Raw genomic sequence first — 15,053 nt, forward strand, 5'->3', positions numbered from 1 at the left:
GACGATTGTATAGGGGATGAGGCGGGGGGCTGCGGGCCTGGGTACGGCAACTGCGCCGCCCCAAGGCAAAACGGCTGCACGAGGCAGCCGTTTCTTCTTTACTCAGCCCTGCCTGCTCACTTCGCGTCGGGCTTGACCGACGTGGCCAGGGTGTACTGGTCGCGGCGGCCTTCGTACGAAATGCCCTTGCGGTACGCCCAGATGCTGCTCTCGAAGTGCAGCGGGATCAGTGGCACGTTGTCCAGGGCGATCTGGGTGGATTCCTGCAGCAGCTTTTCTCGCTTGGCGGGATCGACCGTCACGATGGCCTGTTTGTAGACCTTGTCGAAGTCGGCATTCGAGAAGCCGCCGTAGTTGCTGGTGCCCAGGCTGACGGGCGAATCCAGCGTGGCGACCCACAGCTGGAACAGCGCCGAGGCCTCACCCGTTTCCGCCGGCCAGCCGCCCATCGAGAAGCTGAACTCGCGCTTGGCGCGCTTGGGGAAGTAGATGGAGGCGGTCATCGCGTCCACGTTGGTCTTGATGCCGACGCGCGACAGGTACTGGGCCACGGCCTGGGCAATCTGGCCGTCGTTGACGTAACGGTCGTTGGTGGACGACAGCGTCAGTTCAAAGCCGTTCGGATAGCCGGCTTCGGCCAGCAGCTTCTTGGCGCCTTCCGGGTCGTACTTGATTTCCGGGGCCTTGGGCAGCGCGCCGAACATGCCGTCGGGCATGTACTGGTAGGCGGGGGTGGCCATGCCGTCCATGATGCGGGCGGTGATGGTCTTGCGGTCGATGGCCATGTTGATGGCCTTGCGCACGCGCAGGTCCTGCAGCGGGTTCTTGCCGTCGGCGCTCTTGACGAACGGGCTCGGGTTGCGGCCCACGTCCGGCTGGAAGAACACCAGGCGGGTGGACGGCGTGGCCACGAAGCCGAACTTCGGATTGTCCTTCAGGCGCGGCAGGTCGCGGGCGGCGGGGTTTTCGATCATGTCGAAGTCGCCGGACAGCAGGCCGGTCAGGCGCGGGCCGGCCGAGGGCACCGGCACGAACTTCACTTCCTTCCAGTGCGGCTTCTCGCCCCAGTAGTTTTCGTTGCGCACGAGTTCGATGCCGGTGCCCTTGACGTAGGACTTCAGCATGTAGGGGCCGGTGCCGATGGCGTCCTTGCCGTTGTTGAAGTCGACCACGGTGGGCCAGGCGCCCGTCACGCCGCAACCCTTCTTGGGGTCGTACGTGAGCTTGCCGTGCTCGACGATGCCGTTCCAGATGATCGGCAGCGAGCGGGCCAGTTCGGCGGGCATCAGGGGGAAGGGTTCACCCGTCTTGATGATGACGGTGTGCGCGTCCGGCGTCTGGACGTCGGTGATGCGCTTGGTCATGTCCATGTAGGACTGCGACACGTTGGTTTCGTTGTTCAGCGTCCGGCAGATCGTGAACAGCACGTCTTCGGAGGTGAACGGCTTGCCATTGGAGAACTTGACGTCGTCGCGCAGCTTGAATTCCCAGGTCAGATCGTCCAGGTTCTTCCAGGAAGTCGCAAGCTGGGGAACCAGCTTCATGTCGGCGCTGCGGCCCACCAGCGAGTTGTAGACGTGCGCGGAGAACGCGTCGTTCTGCGTCATCTTGTGATAGTGGGGGTCCGCCGAGGTGGGTTCGGCCGACAGGCCGATCTTCAGCGTCTGGGCTTGGGCGGCTGCCAGGGGGATGGCGGCGGCCACAAGGGCCAGGGTAGTGCGCAACTTCATGGTGACAACTCCGGATGGGGAACGAACCGGATCGTGCGGGCGGCCTCGCGTGCCTGGGGACGACTGCGTCGGCAGGGGGCGTGCGAGGAAATTGTCGCCAGGGCACGACGGCAAGGGGCCGATTATCGGTAGGGGGTTCGCGCGCTGTCAATGCGCAGCGGCGATCGAGGCGCTAGGGAAAACGCCGAGAGGGGGGAGGGAAAGAGGGCGTCGCGGGGCCTTTAGGGGCCGCCCGCGGCGCGATGGCGCCGGTGAGGGATCAGCGCCGATGCGTTGCGGCGGGCGCCGGGGCTTACCCGGCGGGCGCTGCAACGTCAGCGCGCCAGGCTGATTCGCGGGAGATCTGTCGCGAATCAGCCTGGCGCGGCTGTTATTACCACTGCGATCCGGAGAAGCGCGAGCTGGCGGCGCGAGCCTTGTTCATCGATTCGTTCACTTCGTCGATGAAAGCAAAGACGGCGGCAACAGCGGCTGCTACGGATTGGCCAGCCTTCTTCAGGCTGGTCAGCGGGTGAGAATTCGGTTGGTTTTCGAGAGCGCCGCGGAGCAGGTCACGCTCCAGCGCGTCGGTCAGGCGGGCAGTGTTGTTCAGGGTCAGTTCGCTCATGGTTTGGCTCCAGTCCGTTTCGTCATGGGGTAAACCATTATAGGGATAACCCTAGGCAAATAGCAATGTCATTTTAAGGGAAAACCCTAGTATGTTGTAAAAATGTTTGTGGGACATGGACTTAGCGCCCGTTACGCAGGGCGCGGGCCGCGTCCGCAAGCTCTCCGGCCGTCAGGCCGATGGGGCCGACACCCTGGGCGACCAGCGCATCGGCGGCGGCGCCGTGCAGCCAGACCGCCCCGTGCACGGCCTGGTCCAGCGGCAGTTTTTGGGCAAGCAGGGAACCCAGCATGCCGGCCAATACGTCCCCGGTTCCCGCGGTAGCCAGGCCCGGGTTGCCGCTGGTGTTGATGTGCAGACTTCCGCCGGGCCCGCATACGACGGTGCCGGCACCCTTGAGGACGATCCAGGCCTGGAAGCGCTGCGCCAACTGCCGGGCGGCGGCGGGGCGGTCGCGCTGGACATCGGGTGTGCTGCCGCCCAGCAAGCGGGCGGCCTCGGCGGGGTGGGGGGTCAGCACGACCGGGCCGGCGCCCCAGTTGGGGTGGATTTCGCCCCGGGCCAGCAGGTTCAGGCCGTCGGCGTCCAGCACCAGCGGGGCCTCGCGCCGCAGGACGAACAACTCCGACAACGCATTTGCGGCCAGCTGGCTCGTGCCGATTCCGCAGCCGGCGACCCACGCGGTAACACCCCAGTCTACTTCCAGCAGCGAGCGGAAGTCGCGCAGCATCAATTCGGGTTGCAGGGGGTCGCAGGGCAAGGGCAGCGTGTCCTGGACAAAGCCCACCAGCACCTTTCCGGCGCCGGTCTTCAAGGCGGCGCGGGCGGCGAGCAGCGCCGCGCCCGTCATGCCGGCGCCGCCGCCCACCACCCCCACGGTGCCGAAGCTGCCCTTGTGCGTATCCTGCGCGCGGGGGGCGAACAGGGCAGGCAGCGCGGCGCGGTCGATGGGGATGGCGGGGGTGTTCATGGGGTGAGGCTCCGGGGGGAAATCGTCATGGCGGGTCGGCCGTATCCACTATAGTGCGCAAAAACGCGGCCGCCTCGGGCGGGGCGCGAACAACCAAGAGACGACCCGGAGCAGACAATGACCGACATTACGCTGGAACACTATTCGGCCTACGAATCCCTGAAGCTGCGCCGCCACCCCGGCGGCGTACTGGAATTGATCATGGGGACCAAGGGCGGCGTGCCGGGCAAGTTGTCCACGGCCGACGACCGCATGCACCGCGAACTGGCCGACATCTGGCGCGACATCGACACCGATCCGGACACGCGGGTGGTGGTGATCCGCGGCGAGGGCAAGGGGTTCTCGGGCGGCGGCGACCTGGAGCTGGTGCAGCAGATGGCCGACGACTTCCACGTGCGCACCCGCGTCTGGCGCGAGGCGCGCGACCTGGTCTACAACATCATCAATTGCAGCAAGCCGATCGTGTCCGCCATGCACGGCGCGGCGGTGGGGGCGGGTCTGGTGGCCGGGCTGTTGGCCGACATTTCCATCGCGGCGCGCGACGCCCGCATCATCGACGGCCACACCCGCCTGGGCGTGACGGCGGGCGACCACGCCGCCATTGTCTGGCCGCTGCTGTGCGGCATGGCCAAGGCCAAGTACTACCTGATGCTGTGCGAGACGGTCTCGGGCGAGGAAGCCGAGCGCATCGGTCTGGTGTCGCTCTGCGTGGACGAGGCCGAGCTGATCGGCAAGGCGTTCGAGGTGGCCAACAAGCTGGCGGCCGGTTCGCAGACGGCGATCCGCTGGACCAAGTACTCGCTGAACAACTGGCTGCGGATGGCGGGGCCGACCTTCGACACCTCGCTGGCGCTTGAATTCATGGGTTTTGGCGGCCCGGACGTGCGCGAGGGCATCAATTCCCTGCGCGAACGCCGGGCGCCGAATTTCCGGCCCGATTCGCCGTTCTGACCTATTTCTTGAAGAACTTCGCGAACGCCGCCTGCGCTTCTTCGGTCTGCAGGCGCGCGCGAAACTGCTGGGCTTCGTAGTCCAGCGTCTCCTGGATGGCCTGCCGGTCCGCCCGCTTCATCATCGCCTTGGTGAGCCGTAGCGCGGCGGGCGGCTGGCGCGCCAGATCCGCGGCGGTGGCCTGCGCCTCGGCCAGCGCCTGGCCCTTCGGCGTGACCGACGTGGCCAGCCCGGCCTGCACCGCGTCGTCCGCCGTGAAGGCCTTGCCATGCATCAGCCATTGCGCTGCCCGGCGGCCGGCCAGGCGCGGCATCAGCAGGCTGGACGCGCCTTCCGGGCACAAACCCAGGGCGACGAACGGCATGCGCAGCGTGGCGCCTTCGCCGATGTGGACAAAGTCGCAATGCTGCAGCAGCGTCACGCCGATGCCGATGGCGTAGCCCTCGACGGCGGCGATGACCGGCACGTCGGCCGTGGTCAGCGCGCGTAGGAAGGTCAGGCCCGCGCTGTCGCCCGCGCCACGCTCGGCCTGGAAGTCGCGCAAGTCGTTGCCCGCCGTGAAGTGATCGCCCGCGCCGGTCAGGATGACTGCGGACAGCGTCACGTCGGCGCTGGCCAGCGAAATCTGCTCCGTCAGCGCCGCGTAGGTGGCGGTGTCTAGCGCGTTGCGGCGGTCCTGCCGGTCGATCGTCAGCGTCAGGACGGCGCCGTCGCGCTGGACCTTCAGGCCGGCGCTCATGCGTGCGGGGCCGCGGCCAGGCGGGCTTTCGCCTCGGCGTATTCGCGCCGCAGCGTGTCGACGATCTTGCGCGTGGGTTCGACGCTGGCGATGCCGCCCACGCCCTGGCCGGCGCCCCAGATGTCCTTCCAGGGCTTGACGCGCGTCGAGCCGAAATTGGAGGCGCCGCTATCGGGCTCGGGCAGGTTGGCAGGGTCCAGGCCGGCGGCGGCAATACTGGCCTTCAGGTAGTTGCCCGGGATGCCCGTGAAGAACGGCGTGTACAGGATGTCCGACGCGCTGGCCTCGACGATGGCGGCCTTGTAGCCCTCGCTGGCGTTGGCTTCCTCGCTGGCAATGAAGCGCGTGCCCATGTAGGCAAAGTCCGCGCCCATGGCCTGCGCGGCGAGCACGTGCGCGCCCGAGGTGATGGCGCCCGACAGAATCAGCGGGCCGTCGTAAAAGCGGCGAACCTCGGAGATCAGTGCGAAGGGGCTCAGCGTGCCGGCGTGGCCGCCCGCGCCCGCGCACACCAGGATCAGCCCATCCACCCCCGCTTCCAGCGCCTTTTCGGCGTGGCGGATGGTGGTGACGTCATGGAAAACCTTGCCGCCCCAATCGTGAACGCCCTTCACCAGGTCGCCGGGGGCGCGCAGGCTGGTGATGATGAGCGGCACGCGGTGGCTGGCGCATACGGCCAGGTCCGCCTCCAGGCGGTCATTGGACTGGTGGATGATCTGGTTGACGGCAAACGGCGCGACGCGGTCGCCGGGGTGGGCTTCGCGGTGGGACGCCAGCCCCGCCTGGACTTCGTCGAGCCAGTCGGTCAAGAGCGTCTGCGGCCGCGCGTTCAGCGCGGGAAACGACCCCACGATGCCGCTCGTGCACTGGGCGATGACCAGTTTGGGGTTGGAGACGATGAACATCGGGGCGCTGATGACCGGCAGGGACATCTGGCCATACAAATCAGTCACGAGGGGATGGGGCATGGGGCGTCGTCTCGTTGTTGGTTTTGGAGTATATTAATTACCTACCGACCGTCCGGTAATTAATTAATCTTTATTTAACGGCATGCGCGGAAGGGCTGTCAATGGAGGTTCGCCAGAACCTTTTCGGCCCCGCGCGGCCCCTGTCAAAGGCCGACATGGCGCTTACCGCCCCACCCGTACAGAAACGCGCCCGCGCCGGCAGGCCGCCCACGCTGGCCGCCCCGCGCGAACGCATCCTGGAAGAAGCCGCCAAGCTGTTTGCCCGCAGCGGCTACGACGGCAGCTCCATTTCCGACCTGGCCGCCGCCATTGGCGTGTCCAAGGCGGCCATCTATCACTATTACCCCACCAAGCAGGACATCTACGACGCCATCATCCTTCAGGTGCTGGAAGGCCTGACGCAGACCGTCGGCCGCGACGTGGCCGGCGCCGTGGGCGGCGTGGGCCGCCTGCGCGCGTTCATGGTGGGGCATGCCCGTTATTTCGAGCAGCACCACGCCCAATTCGTGACCATGCTGATCGGCTATTCGGGAATGGCGCTGTCCGAACGCGAAGATGCCGCCCGCCTGCGAGACAGCTACGAAAAGCTGTTGCGCGACGTGATCGCGCAAGGCGTGGCCGACGGCGCGTTCCGCGCGCTGGACGTGGCAGCCACGGGCCGCGCCGTGCTGTCGATGCTGAACTGGATGGTGCGCTGGTACAAGCCCGGGCAGGGCGACAGTGCCGAAACCATCGCCGACGGCTATTTCGATCTGCTGGTGGGCGGCATGCGTCCCTGAACGCGCCGCCATACCAAACCCCTGACCTGTATTCGCTCTAAGAGACTTTCCTCATGGCCCTGGACACCGAAACCCTGAACCTTTTGATCGACGCCGTCCGCCGCTTCGTGCACGAACGGCTGATTCCCGCCGAGGACGAACTGGCCGCCAGCGGCGAAGTGCCACCGGACATCGTCAATGAAATGCGCGACCTGGGCCTGTTCGGCCTGTCCATCTCGCCGGATTTTGGCGGCCTGGGCCTGACGATGGAAGAAGAGGTCCGCGTCGTGTTCGAACTGGGCCAGACCTCGCCCGCGTTCCGGTCGCTGGCCGGCACCAACATAGGCATCGGCTCGCAGGCCATCGTCCTGGCCGGCACCGACGAGCAGCGCGCCCGATACCTGCCCAAGCTGGCCAGCGGCGAACTGATCGGGTCGTTTGCGCTGACCGAGCCCGATGCGGGCTCCGACGCCATGTCGCTGCGCGTGTCCGCCGAGCGTGACGGCGACTTCTACGTGCTGAACGGCACCAAGCGCTACATCACCAATGCGCCCATCGCCGGCCTGTTTTCGGTCATGGCCCGCACGGCGCCCGAGCGCCGGGCCAACTCCATCTCGTGCTTCCTGGTCGAGGCCGGCACGCCGGGCCTCATCATCGGCAAGCCGGACAAGAAGATGGGCCAGGCCGGCGCGCTGACCAGCGACGTCGTGTTCGACAACTGCCGCGTGCCGGCCAGCGCCTTGCTTGGCGGCGAGGAAGGCAATGGCTTCCGGACCTCCATGCGCGTGCTGGACAAGGGGCGCCTGCACATCTCCGCGTTGTGCGTGGGCATTGCCGACCGCCTGCTGCGCGACGCCGTGAAGTACGCCACCGAGCGCAAGCAGTTCGGCCAGCCCATCGCCGAATTCCAGCTCATCCAGGCGATGATCGCCGACAGCCAGGCCGAACTCTACGCGGCCCGCTGCATGGTGCTGGATGCCGCCCGCATGCGTGACCGCGGCGAGAACACCACCATGCAGGCCGCCTGCTGCAAGCTCTTCTCCACGGAAATGGTGGGCCGCGTGGCCGACCGCGCGGTGCAGATCCACGGGGGCGCGGGCTACATGTCCGAGTACGCGGTGGAGCGGTTCTACCGCGACGTGCGCCTGTTCCGCATCTTCGAAGGCACGTCGCAGATCCAGCAGCTGGTCATTGCGCGCGAGACCATCAAGGCCCATTCCTGATCTTTCCGCCGCCAGCGGTCCGGCCAACGCGTTCGAGAGGCTAATATCCAGTCTGACGAATGTTGATCGGAAGGCGGCCCCCGGCGGGCCGCCTTCTGGCATGACGGAATCCCAGTCCGCCTTGCGCCCCGGCGCGGGCGGGAAGTTCTCATTTCCCTTCTAGCGAAAAGATTACCGATGTCGCAACGTCCCGCTCCCCTAACCGGCATACGTGTGCTGGATCTGACCCGCGTGCTGGCGGGTCCCTGGTGCACCCAGAACCTCGCCGACCTTGGCGCCGAGGTCATCAAGATCGAACGGCCCGGCTCGGGCGACGACACGCGCGCCTGGGGCCCTCCGTACCTGAAGGACGAAGCGGGCCACGACACCACCGAGGCCGCGTATTACCTGTCGGCCAACCGCAACAAGATGTCGGTGGCGCTGGACATCGCCTCGCCGCGTGGCGCCGAACTCGTGCGCGAACTGGCCTTGCAGAGCGACATCCTGGTGGAAAACTTCAAGGTCGGCGGGCTTTCCAAATACGGCCTGGACTACGAGAGCCTGAAGGAACTGAATCCGCGCCTGATCTACTGCTCGATCACGGGCTTCGGCCAGACCGGCCCCTACGCCAGCCGTCCGGGCTATGACTTCATGATCCAGGGCATGGGCGGCCTGATGAGCATCACCGGCGAGCGCGACGATCTGCCCGGTGGCGGTCCGCAGAAAGCCGGCGTTGCCGTGGCCGACCTGATGACTGGCATGTATTCCACCGTGGGCATCCTGGCGGCGCTGCACGAACGGGCCCGCAGCGGCCTGGGCCAACACATCGACATGGCGCTGCTGGACTGCCAGGTCGCCATGCTGGCCAACCAGAACCTGAACTTCATGACCTCCGGCGTGGCGCCGCGCCGCGCCGGCAACGCGCACCAGAACCTGGTGCCCTACCAGGTGTTCGCGGCCAGCGACGGCCACCTCATCGTGGCGGTGGGCAACGACAGCCAGTTCCGCAACTATTGCGGCGCGATTGGCCTGCCCGAGCTGTCGGCCGACCCGCGTTTCGCCACCAACCCGCAGCGCGTGAAAAACCGCGAGGAACTGGTGCCGCTGCTGGCCGAGCGCATGGCTACTGGCGAGCGCGACCACTGGCTCGCCGCGCTGGAAGGCGTCGGCGTGCCGGCCGGTCCCATCAACACGCTGGACCAGGTCTACGAAGACCCGCATGTGCTGGCCCGCAACATGAAGCGCGAGCTGCCCCATCCGGCCGCAGGCACCGTGCCCGTGGCGGCCAGCCCGCTGAAGTTCTCCGGCAGCCCGGTCGAGTACCGCCGCGCCCCGCCCATGCTGGGCGAGCACACCGAGCAGGTCCTGTCTGAAAAGCTGGGACTGTCGGCCGAAGAAATCCAGGCGCTGGCCCAGAGCCGCGCCTGACGCGCGCGAGAAGGCGGCCTGGCCGCCTTTTGCGCATGCCGCGCCGCGCCAGGCGCACGATCCATTCCAATACAGGCAGGAGATAGTTGATGACGGACATTCAAACCATCGGCGTCGTGGGCGCCGGGGCCATGGGGCGCGGCATCGCGCAGATCGCGGCGCAGGCCGGCTTGCGTGTGCGCCTGTACGACACCAGCGCCGACGCCATCGCGGCCGCGCGCGAGTCCTTGCGCCAGACCTGGGAGAAGCTGGCCCAGAAGGGCAAGCTGACCGCCGCCGACGCGCAAGCCGCGCTCGAACGCGTCGAATCGGCCACCGCGCTGACCGACATGGCGAACTGCCAGCTCGTGGTCGAGGCCATCGTCGAGCGCCTGGACGTCAAGCGCGATCTGTTCGCGGCGCTGGAAGGCGTGGTGTCCGAGGACTGCATCCTTGCGTCCAACACCTCGTCGCTGTCCATCACGGCGATTGCGGCCGCCTGCAAGCGGCCGCAGCGCGTGGCGGGCTATCACTTCTTCAATCCGGTCGCGCTGATGAAGGTGGTCGAGGTCATCGACGGCCTGCGCAGCGCGCCGGAAGTCGGCGACGCCCTGGCCGATCTGGCCCGCCGCATGGGGCACACCCCCGTGCGCGCCAAGGACATGCCCGGCTTCATCGTCAACCACGCCGGCCGCGGCATGAATACCGAAGGCCTGCGCGTGGCGCAGGAGGCGGTGGCCACCTTCGCCCAGGTCGACGCCGTCATGCGCGAGCAGGCGGGCTTTCGCATGGGCCCGTTCGAGCTGCTGGACCTGACCGCGCTCGACGTCTCGCATCCGGTGATGGAATCCATCTACCGCCAGTTCTTCGACGAGCCGCGCTTCCGCCCGTCGCCCATCACGACGGTGCGCCTGGCCGGTGGCCTGATCGGCCGCAAGGCCGGCGAGGGCTTCTACGTCTACGCCGACGGCCAGAAGCAGGTGCCGGCCGAAGCCGCCGCGCCCGCGCTGCCCGACGGCCTGAAGGTCTGGGTCAGCCCCAAGCATGGCGAAGGCTACGCCCGCGCGTCCGCGCTGGTGGAAAAGCTGGGCGGCACGCTGGTCACGGGTTCCACGCCCGACGCCGATGCGCTGATTCTGGTCACGCCCTTCGGTGAAGACGTGTCCACCACCGTCTCCGCGCAAGGCCTGAATGCGGGCCGTACCGTCGGCCTGGACACGCTGTATGCGTTCGACGGCGCCAAGCGCCGCACGATCATGGTGTCGCCGGCCACCGAAGCCAAGTGGCGCGATGCCGCGCATGCGCTGCTGGCCGCGGACGGCGTGCCCGTCACGGTGATCGAGGATTCGCCGGGTTTCATCGCCCAGCGCATCGTGGCGCACATCGTGAACATCGCCTGCGACATCGCGCAGCAAAAGATCGCCACGCCGGAAGACATCGACCTGGCCGTGACGCTGGGTCTGGGCTATCCCGTGGGCCCGCTGGCCCTGGGCGACAAGCTGGGCGCCGACCGCATCCTGGAAATCTTGAAGAGCATGCAGCGCGTCACGGGCGACACCCGTTACCGCCCGAGCCTGTGGCTGCAACGCCGCGTGCAGCTGGGCATGTCGCTGCTGAAGTCGACGGCGGAGTGATCGCTGCGCGGCAAGGTGTCTGACACCCGGGCGAGATGGTCTCGTCAATGTGGGGAAGGTGTCTGACACCCTGGCGAGATGGTCGTCAATGTGCGGCGGTGTCTCAACGGGTGTCAGACACCTTTTCAATATGCGGCGGTGTCTCAACGGGTGTCAGACACCTTTTCAACATATGAAGATGTTGCGGTGACCCGTCCTGCCATAGGTTGACACCTACGGCACGGTATCCGTAGCAGGCTACGGACTGAATACCCGGTGAACTTCATCGGGTGTTTTGCATTGTAGGGACAGGTGCGCACGCTCGGTGTTGTAGATTTCGACGGACTGCTTGACCATGAGCCGGGCTTGGGCCAGATCGGCGGGCTTGTGGAGCAATAGCTCTCCCTTCAGGATGCCGTTGACCCGCTCAGCCAAGGCATTCTGGTAGCAGTCGTAGCCGTCAGTCATCGAGCAACGGATGCCGTGCCGCGCGTGCAGGCGCTGGTAGTACGTTGAGCAGTACTGGATGCCTCGATCCGAGTGGTGCACCAGCGGTTGGCTCGAGCGCCGCGAGCGCAACGCCATCTCCAGTGCGCGGCGCACCCCTTCGGTCTGCAGATTCTCTGCCACGTGGTAGCCCACGATCTTGCGCGAGTAGGCGTCGGTCACCAGGCTTAAGTAGGTGCACCGTTGGGCGGTCGGCAGGTAGGTGATATCGGCTACCCAGACCTGCTCGGGCCCCGTCGGCACCACTTGGCCTTCGCCTTCCTTGAGCAGGTTCGGGTGGCGTCGGAAGCGGTGATGGCTGTCGGTGGTCTTGTGATACGCCCGGCGTGGCCGCACCAGCATCCGGGCGCTGCGCAGAATGTCGAACAGCGCATCGCGCCCGGCCTTGATCCCCGCCTCGCGTAGCGGCTGGCCCAGCATGTGATGCAGCTTGCGCGTACCCAACTTCGGTTGGCGTACCCGCAGCGCGGTGACCATGGATACCACTTGGTATGCCTGCTGCTGGCGCTCGTGCTCTTTATGCCTGCTCTTGTAATACGCCTGGCGGCTATGGCCCATGTAACGGCAAGCCCTTGCCACGCTCAGCCCTTGGACGAGCTTTTGCGTGAGGACTTGCCCAAAGGCTTTTTTACGACGCGTACCCCGTAATCCTTCTCCAACACATTGACCACGGCCTCAAACAACTGCGCCTTCTCGCGGGCTTCCTTGAGCTGAATCTCCAGTTCCTTGATCCGCTGCTCGGGGGTAAGCACTTTGCCTTGACGATCCATGTCCACTCCTCTGACCGTCGGCAGGCTCCAGCCGCTCAGCCCCGGTCGACCATGCTTGCGCAGCCACACCAGCACCGTCGACCGACCTTGGATTCCATAGCGGCGCTGAGCCTCTTTGTACGTCAGCTCGCCTTTTTCCACCTGCTCGACAACGGACAGTTTAAAAGCCAGACTGTAGTCCCGCTGCGTTCGCTTGATCCTTGATTCCAATTGACTCTCCTTTTTTCTCTCAAAAAGGTGTCAACCAATTCCAGGACGGGTCACGGCCATGAAAAAAGCCCCTTGAATCATCAAGGGGCTTTTTGTTGCCTGTCTTGCCGGCGGGGTATTACTTGGCGGCGTCGACCATGTATTGGACGGCGGCGCGGATGTCTTCCTCGGAGGCGTTGGCGGCGCCGCCCTTGGGAGGCATTGCGCCCTTGCCCGTTATGGCGACCTTCACCATGGTGTCCATGCCGGTCTTGATGTAGGGCTCCCAGGCGGCCTTGTCGCCGAACTTGGGCGCATTGGCGACACCCGTGGCGTGGCACGCGAAACAGGCCGTCTTGTAGAGCTTTTCGCCGGCCGGATTAACGGCGGCAGCCTGTGGGGCGGGGGCCGGGGCAGCAGCGGGTGCGGCTGCGGCTGCCGGTGCTGCGGCAGCCGGTGCTGCGGCGGCCGGTGCAGCAGCAGCCGGAGCAGCGGCCTGTGCAGCCGGCGCGGCTGCGGCCTCGCCTTCCTTCTTGGCGCCTTCTTCAGCAGGAGCGGCAGGTTCTTCCAGCGAGGCGCCGGACTTGTTGGCCATGTACACCACGGCGCGCGCGACTTCGTAGTCGGACAGGGCCGGGTTGCCGCCCTTGGCGGGCATGCCGCCCTTGCCGTGCAGCGCAACCTTCAGCATCTCGTCGTAGCCTGCCTTGATGAACGGCGCCCACGCGGCGTTGTCGCCCATCTTGGGAGCGCCCGCCACGCCAGCGGTGTGACAGGCCGTACAGACAGCGGCAAAGACCTGCTCGCCGGTCTTGAAGACCTTGGGCGCGTTGGCATCAACCAGTTCGAAACCTGCCACGGGGGCGATCCGCCGGGCGACCGCTTCGCCGGACAGGGCGTCCGACCCGGCGCCGGTCTTGGTGCCCGTGACCACCATGTTCACCAGAAGGATGATGATGGCGATGGGAACCACGAAAGCCAGGACGACCGTGACGATCAGTTGCTTCGGGGTCTTGATGGGGGAGGAGTGCTCTTCTATGTGTTCCTGCTCGTTGCTCATGACCAAATCCTGCTAACGGGTACCGGGGGCGCCTTGGCGGCGGCAACAGAAAATCAGTACTGCACAAGTCGGCGGCAACCCATGCCCGCCTGCAAGCAAACGCTGGATTATATAACGGTGTCAGGGACGATCGTCCAATGTGTCAGGACGGGTTTTCGATGAGTTTGCCGGAAGATTTGATCCAGTTCATGCAGATCGCGCAAAACTGGGTACAATACCGCCTCCTTGCGCTGCGCCCGTAGTTCAATGGATAGAATGAGAGTTTCCGAAGCTCTTGATACAGGTTCGATTCCTGTCGGGCGCGCCATAGAATCAACAACTTAGCTTTTTTTGGGTCTTTTTTGGGCCCAAACTTCACCAAATAGCGCGAGTTCTTTAGGCTCGTTCAGGCCTCTTCAGTAGGCAAATGGTCAACGTACAGAGCGGCCATTTTCGCTTTCTCCCGTTGGTTGGATTCACCGTCGATCCATTTGGAATAGACGCGGAAGAGCATCTGCGCATTCTTGTGGCCCATCTGCCGGGACAAGTATCCGGGATTCATTCCGGAGTGCAAACCAAGCGTCGCATACGTGTGCCGGGTTTGACGCGCGTCCCGATCTCGGATGCCCAGGGCTGAGAGCGTCGGGCGCCACACCTTTTGCACTGCATCTGCTGTATCGACAAACGTTTCTCCTGTTTGGGGATTCAGGAAGACATGGCCCCGAGGGTCGAACGTCAACTGCTTTTGGCGTCGTAGCGCTTCAAGTGCCGGACCCTGCAGGTCCACATCACGGGCCTTGTACGTCTTAGTCGCCTTGTTCTGACGCCTCACGCGCGCCTGGTCGATGCGGATTTGCTCTCTCGAAAGGTCTACGCGGGTCCACTGCAGTGCAATCTGCTCCGATGGTCTCACGCCCGTGAAGAACGTGAGTTCGAAGTAATTGCGCCAAGCTCCGCCATAGTATTTGTCGACATGCTCGATGACCTGGAGCACTTCCGACATGAGCAGCGGATCAGGTTCGGGCTCCTGGCCCTTGCGGCTTTCGATCTCCAGTGTGATGTTCTCCGGCACCTTTTTAATCTTGAAAGCCAACGCCCAAACCTGCCGGGCGGGCGTCATCACGTTGTTGAAGGTCTTGGCCGCCATCCGAGGAAATTCGGCCACGTCCAGCGCGAGTTCTTCGTAGGTGATCTCAGCGATTGGGCGGTTCCCATACAGCGGTCGCCATCGCGAGTTCAAAAGACTCTCGTACTCACTAAGCGTTGTGGCCGCTTTGTGACCGTTGAGCTTGAGCCACATATCAGCCACCTCGTTAAAGGTGATTTCATGGGTGGCCGCCTCCGAGACAGGAATACTCGGCGACTCGGGAAAGTAGCGCGCGAAGTCGTTCCATGTGAAGACACGCAACCCGATAGCCTGGAGGATTTCGGTTCGCATGCGCGCCGCAGCGCGGATGTTAGCGGCGGTAGGCTTCAGTGCTACGCGCTCGCGGAAGCGGCGGTCATTCCAGCGGAAGTCGATTCGGATCGACGCCGTCCGCGCGAGGATCCCTTCGAAGTGCTCTTTGATACCCATTCGTCGTACGCTTCAAGGTTAATGTGT

The 15,053-nt window shown here is 65.3% G+C and carries 13 protein-coding genes and 1 tRNA gene; 6 read left to right on the top strand and 8 right to left on the bottom strand.

Annotated elements, in window-relative coordinates; all coding sequences use genetic code 11:
- Positions 1-116: 116 nt before the first annotated feature.
- From LN047_RS02075 to LN047_RS02085, 3 genes are all read right to left on the bottom strand, one after another.
- Positions 117-1,730 (bottom strand): ABC transporter substrate-binding protein, encoded by a 1,614-nt coding sequence (locus LN047_RS02075; protein WP_373981057.1) that lies wholly within the window; start codon positions 1,728-1,730, stop codon positions 117-119.
- 373 nt (positions 1,731-2,103) lie between these two features.
- Positions 2,104-2,337 carry a hypothetical protein gene (locus LN047_RS02080; RefSeq protein ID WP_008161006.1) on the bottom strand — a complete coding sequence of 78 codons (234 nt, stop codon included), beginning with the start codon at positions 2,335-2,337 and terminating at the stop codon, positions 2,104-2,106.
- Between the two features lie 121 nt (positions 2,338-2,458).
- Positions 2,459-3,307 (bottom strand): NAD(P)H-hydrate dehydratase, encoded by an 849-nt coding sequence (locus tag LN047_RS02085; RefSeq protein WP_373981058.1) that lies wholly within the window; start codon positions 3,305-3,307, stop codon positions 2,459-2,461.
- Positions 3,308-3,424: 117 nt separating this feature from the next.
- Here LN047_RS02085 and LN047_RS02090 point away from each other — a divergent pair, with 117 nt between their 5' ends.
- The gene (locus tag LN047_RS02090; protein WP_056327593.1) at positions 3,425-4,258 is read left to right on the top strand and encodes an enoyl-CoA hydratase/isomerase family protein; all 834 of its coding nucleotides are present in this window, start codon (positions 3,425-3,427) and stop codon (positions 4,256-4,258) included.
- A 1-nt stretch (position 4,259) separates the two neighbouring features.
- Here the strand turns inward: LN047_RS02090 and LN047_RS02095 are convergent, their stop codons facing one another.
- Positions 4,260-4,997 (bottom strand): enoyl-CoA hydratase-related protein, encoded by a 738-nt coding sequence (locus LN047_RS02095; RefSeq protein ID WP_373981059.1) that lies wholly within the window; start codon positions 4,995-4,997, stop codon positions 4,260-4,262.
- The gene (locus LN047_RS02100) at positions 4,994-5,965 is read right to left on the bottom strand and encodes an NAD(P)H-dependent flavin oxidoreductase (RefSeq protein ID WP_373981060.1); all 972 of its coding nucleotides are present in this window, start codon (positions 5,963-5,965) and stop codon (positions 4,994-4,996) included. Before LN047_RS02100 ends, LN047_RS02095 begins: the two co-directional genes overlap by 4 nt.
- A 155-nt stretch (positions 5,966-6,120) precedes the next feature.
- On the opposite strand from LN047_RS02100, the gene LN047_RS02105 reads away from it, so the two are divergent.
- The 4 genes from LN047_RS02105 (at position 6,121) to LN047_RS02120 (ending at position 10,966) form a co-directional block, all read left to right on the top strand.
- The gene (locus LN047_RS02105) at positions 6,121-6,744 is read left to right on the top strand and encodes a TetR/AcrR family transcriptional regulator (protein ID WP_373982096.1); all 624 of its coding nucleotides are present in this window, start codon (positions 6,121-6,123) and stop codon (positions 6,742-6,744) included.
- Between the two features lie 53 nt (positions 6,745-6,797).
- Positions 6,798-7,946 carry an acyl-CoA dehydrogenase family protein gene (locus tag LN047_RS02110; RefSeq protein WP_062839570.1) on the top strand — a complete coding sequence of 383 codons (1,149 nt, stop codon included), beginning with the start codon at positions 6,798-6,800 and terminating at the stop codon, positions 7,944-7,946.
- A 177-nt stretch (positions 7,947-8,123) separates the two neighbouring features.
- Positions 8,124-9,353, top strand: a complete 1,230-nt coding sequence (locus LN047_RS02115; protein ID WP_056327589.1) for a CaiB/BaiF CoA-transferase family protein — start codon at positions 8,124-8,126, stop codon at positions 9,351-9,353.
- Positions 9,354-9,442: 89 nt separating this feature from the next.
- On the top strand, positions 9,443-10,966 hold the full coding sequence (locus LN047_RS02120) for a 3-hydroxyacyl-CoA dehydrogenase (protein WP_373981061.1): 1,524 nt from the start codon (positions 9,443-9,445) through the stop codon (positions 10,964-10,966).
- Positions 10,967-11,203: 237 nt separating this feature from the next.
- Here LN047_RS02120 and LN047_RS02125 read toward each other — a convergent pair.
- Positions 11,204-12,432 (bottom strand): IS3 family transposase gene (locus tag LN047_RS02125; RefSeq protein WP_373981062.1). Its coding sequence is split into 2 segments (ribosomal slippage): positions 11,204-12,082 and positions 12,085-12,432, totalling 1,227 coding nucleotides; the frame shifts between segments, so codons are not numbered across the junction.
- Between the two features lie 118 nt (positions 12,433-12,550).
- Complete coding sequence (locus LN047_RS02130; protein ID WP_063956635.1) at positions 12,551-13,471, bottom strand: cytochrome c5 family protein; 921 nt, start codon at positions 13,469-13,471, stop codon at positions 12,551-12,553.
- 232 nt (positions 13,472-13,703) lie between these two features.
- Between LN047_RS02130 and LN047_RS02135 the strand changes: the two genes are divergently transcribed.
- Positions 13,704-13,778: transfer RNA gene (locus LN047_RS02135), tRNA-Arg, on the top strand.
- 78 nt (positions 13,779-13,856) lie between these two features.
- Here LN047_RS02135 and LN047_RS02140 read toward each other — a convergent pair.
- A complete protein-coding gene (locus LN047_RS02140) occupies positions 13,857-15,026 on the bottom strand; it encodes a tyrosine-type recombinase/integrase (protein WP_373981063.1) in 1,170 nt (389 codons plus the stop codon).
- Positions 15,027-15,053: the final 27 nt, after the last annotated feature.

It is taken from the genome of Achromobacter sp. JD417 (assembly GCF_041879325.1).
GTDB lineage: Bacteria > Pseudomonadota > Gammaproteobacteria > Burkholderiales > Burkholderiaceae_B > Achromobacter > Achromobacter mucicolens.

Bases quoted from the DNA above. Each gene is read 5' to 3' on its own strand.
- LN047_RS02120 (WP_373981061.1), top strand. From the start codon at position 9,443: ATGACGGACATTCAAACCATCGGCGTCGTGGGCGCCGGGGCCATGGGG.
- LN047_RS02115 (WP_056327589.1), top strand. From the start codon at position 8,124: ATGTCGCAACGTCCCGCTCCCCTAACCGGCATACGTGTGCTGGATCTG.
- LN047_RS02090 (WP_056327593.1), top strand. From the start codon at position 3,425: ATGACCGACATTACGCTGGAACACTATTCGGCCTACGAATCCCTGAAG.
- LN047_RS02140 (WP_373981063.1), bottom strand. From the start codon at position 15,026: ATGGGTATCAAAGAGCACTTCGAAGGGATCCTCGCGCGGACGGCGTCG.
- LN047_RS02105 (WP_373982096.1), top strand. From the start codon at position 6,121: ATGGCGCTTACCGCCCCACCCGTACAGAAACGCGCCCGCGCCGGCAGG.
- LN047_RS02080 (WP_008161006.1), bottom strand. From the start codon at position 2,337: ATGAGCGAACTGACCCTGAACAACACTGCCCGCCTGACCGACGCGCTG.
- LN047_RS02110 (WP_062839570.1), top strand. From the start codon at position 6,798: ATGGCCCTGGACACCGAAACCCTGAACCTTTTGATCGACGCCGTCCGC.
- LN047_RS02095 (WP_373981059.1), bottom strand. From the start codon at position 4,997: ATGAGCGCCGGCCTGAAGGTCCAGCGCGACGGCGCCGTCCTGACGCTG.
- LN047_RS02085 (WP_373981058.1), bottom strand. From the start codon at position 3,307: ATGAACACCCCCGCCATCCCCATCGACCGCGCCGCGCTGCCTGCCCTG.
- LN047_RS02100 (WP_373981060.1), bottom strand. From the start codon at position 5,965: ATGCCCCATCCCCTCGTGACTGATTTGTATGGCCAGATGTCCCTGCCG.
- LN047_RS02130 (WP_063956635.1), bottom strand. From the start codon at position 13,471: ATGAGCAACGAGCAGGAACACATAGAAGAGCACTCCTCCCCCATCAAG.
- LN047_RS02075 (WP_373981057.1), bottom strand. From the start codon at position 1,730: ATGAAGTTGCGCACTACCCTGGCCCTTGTGGCCGCCGCCATCCCCCTG.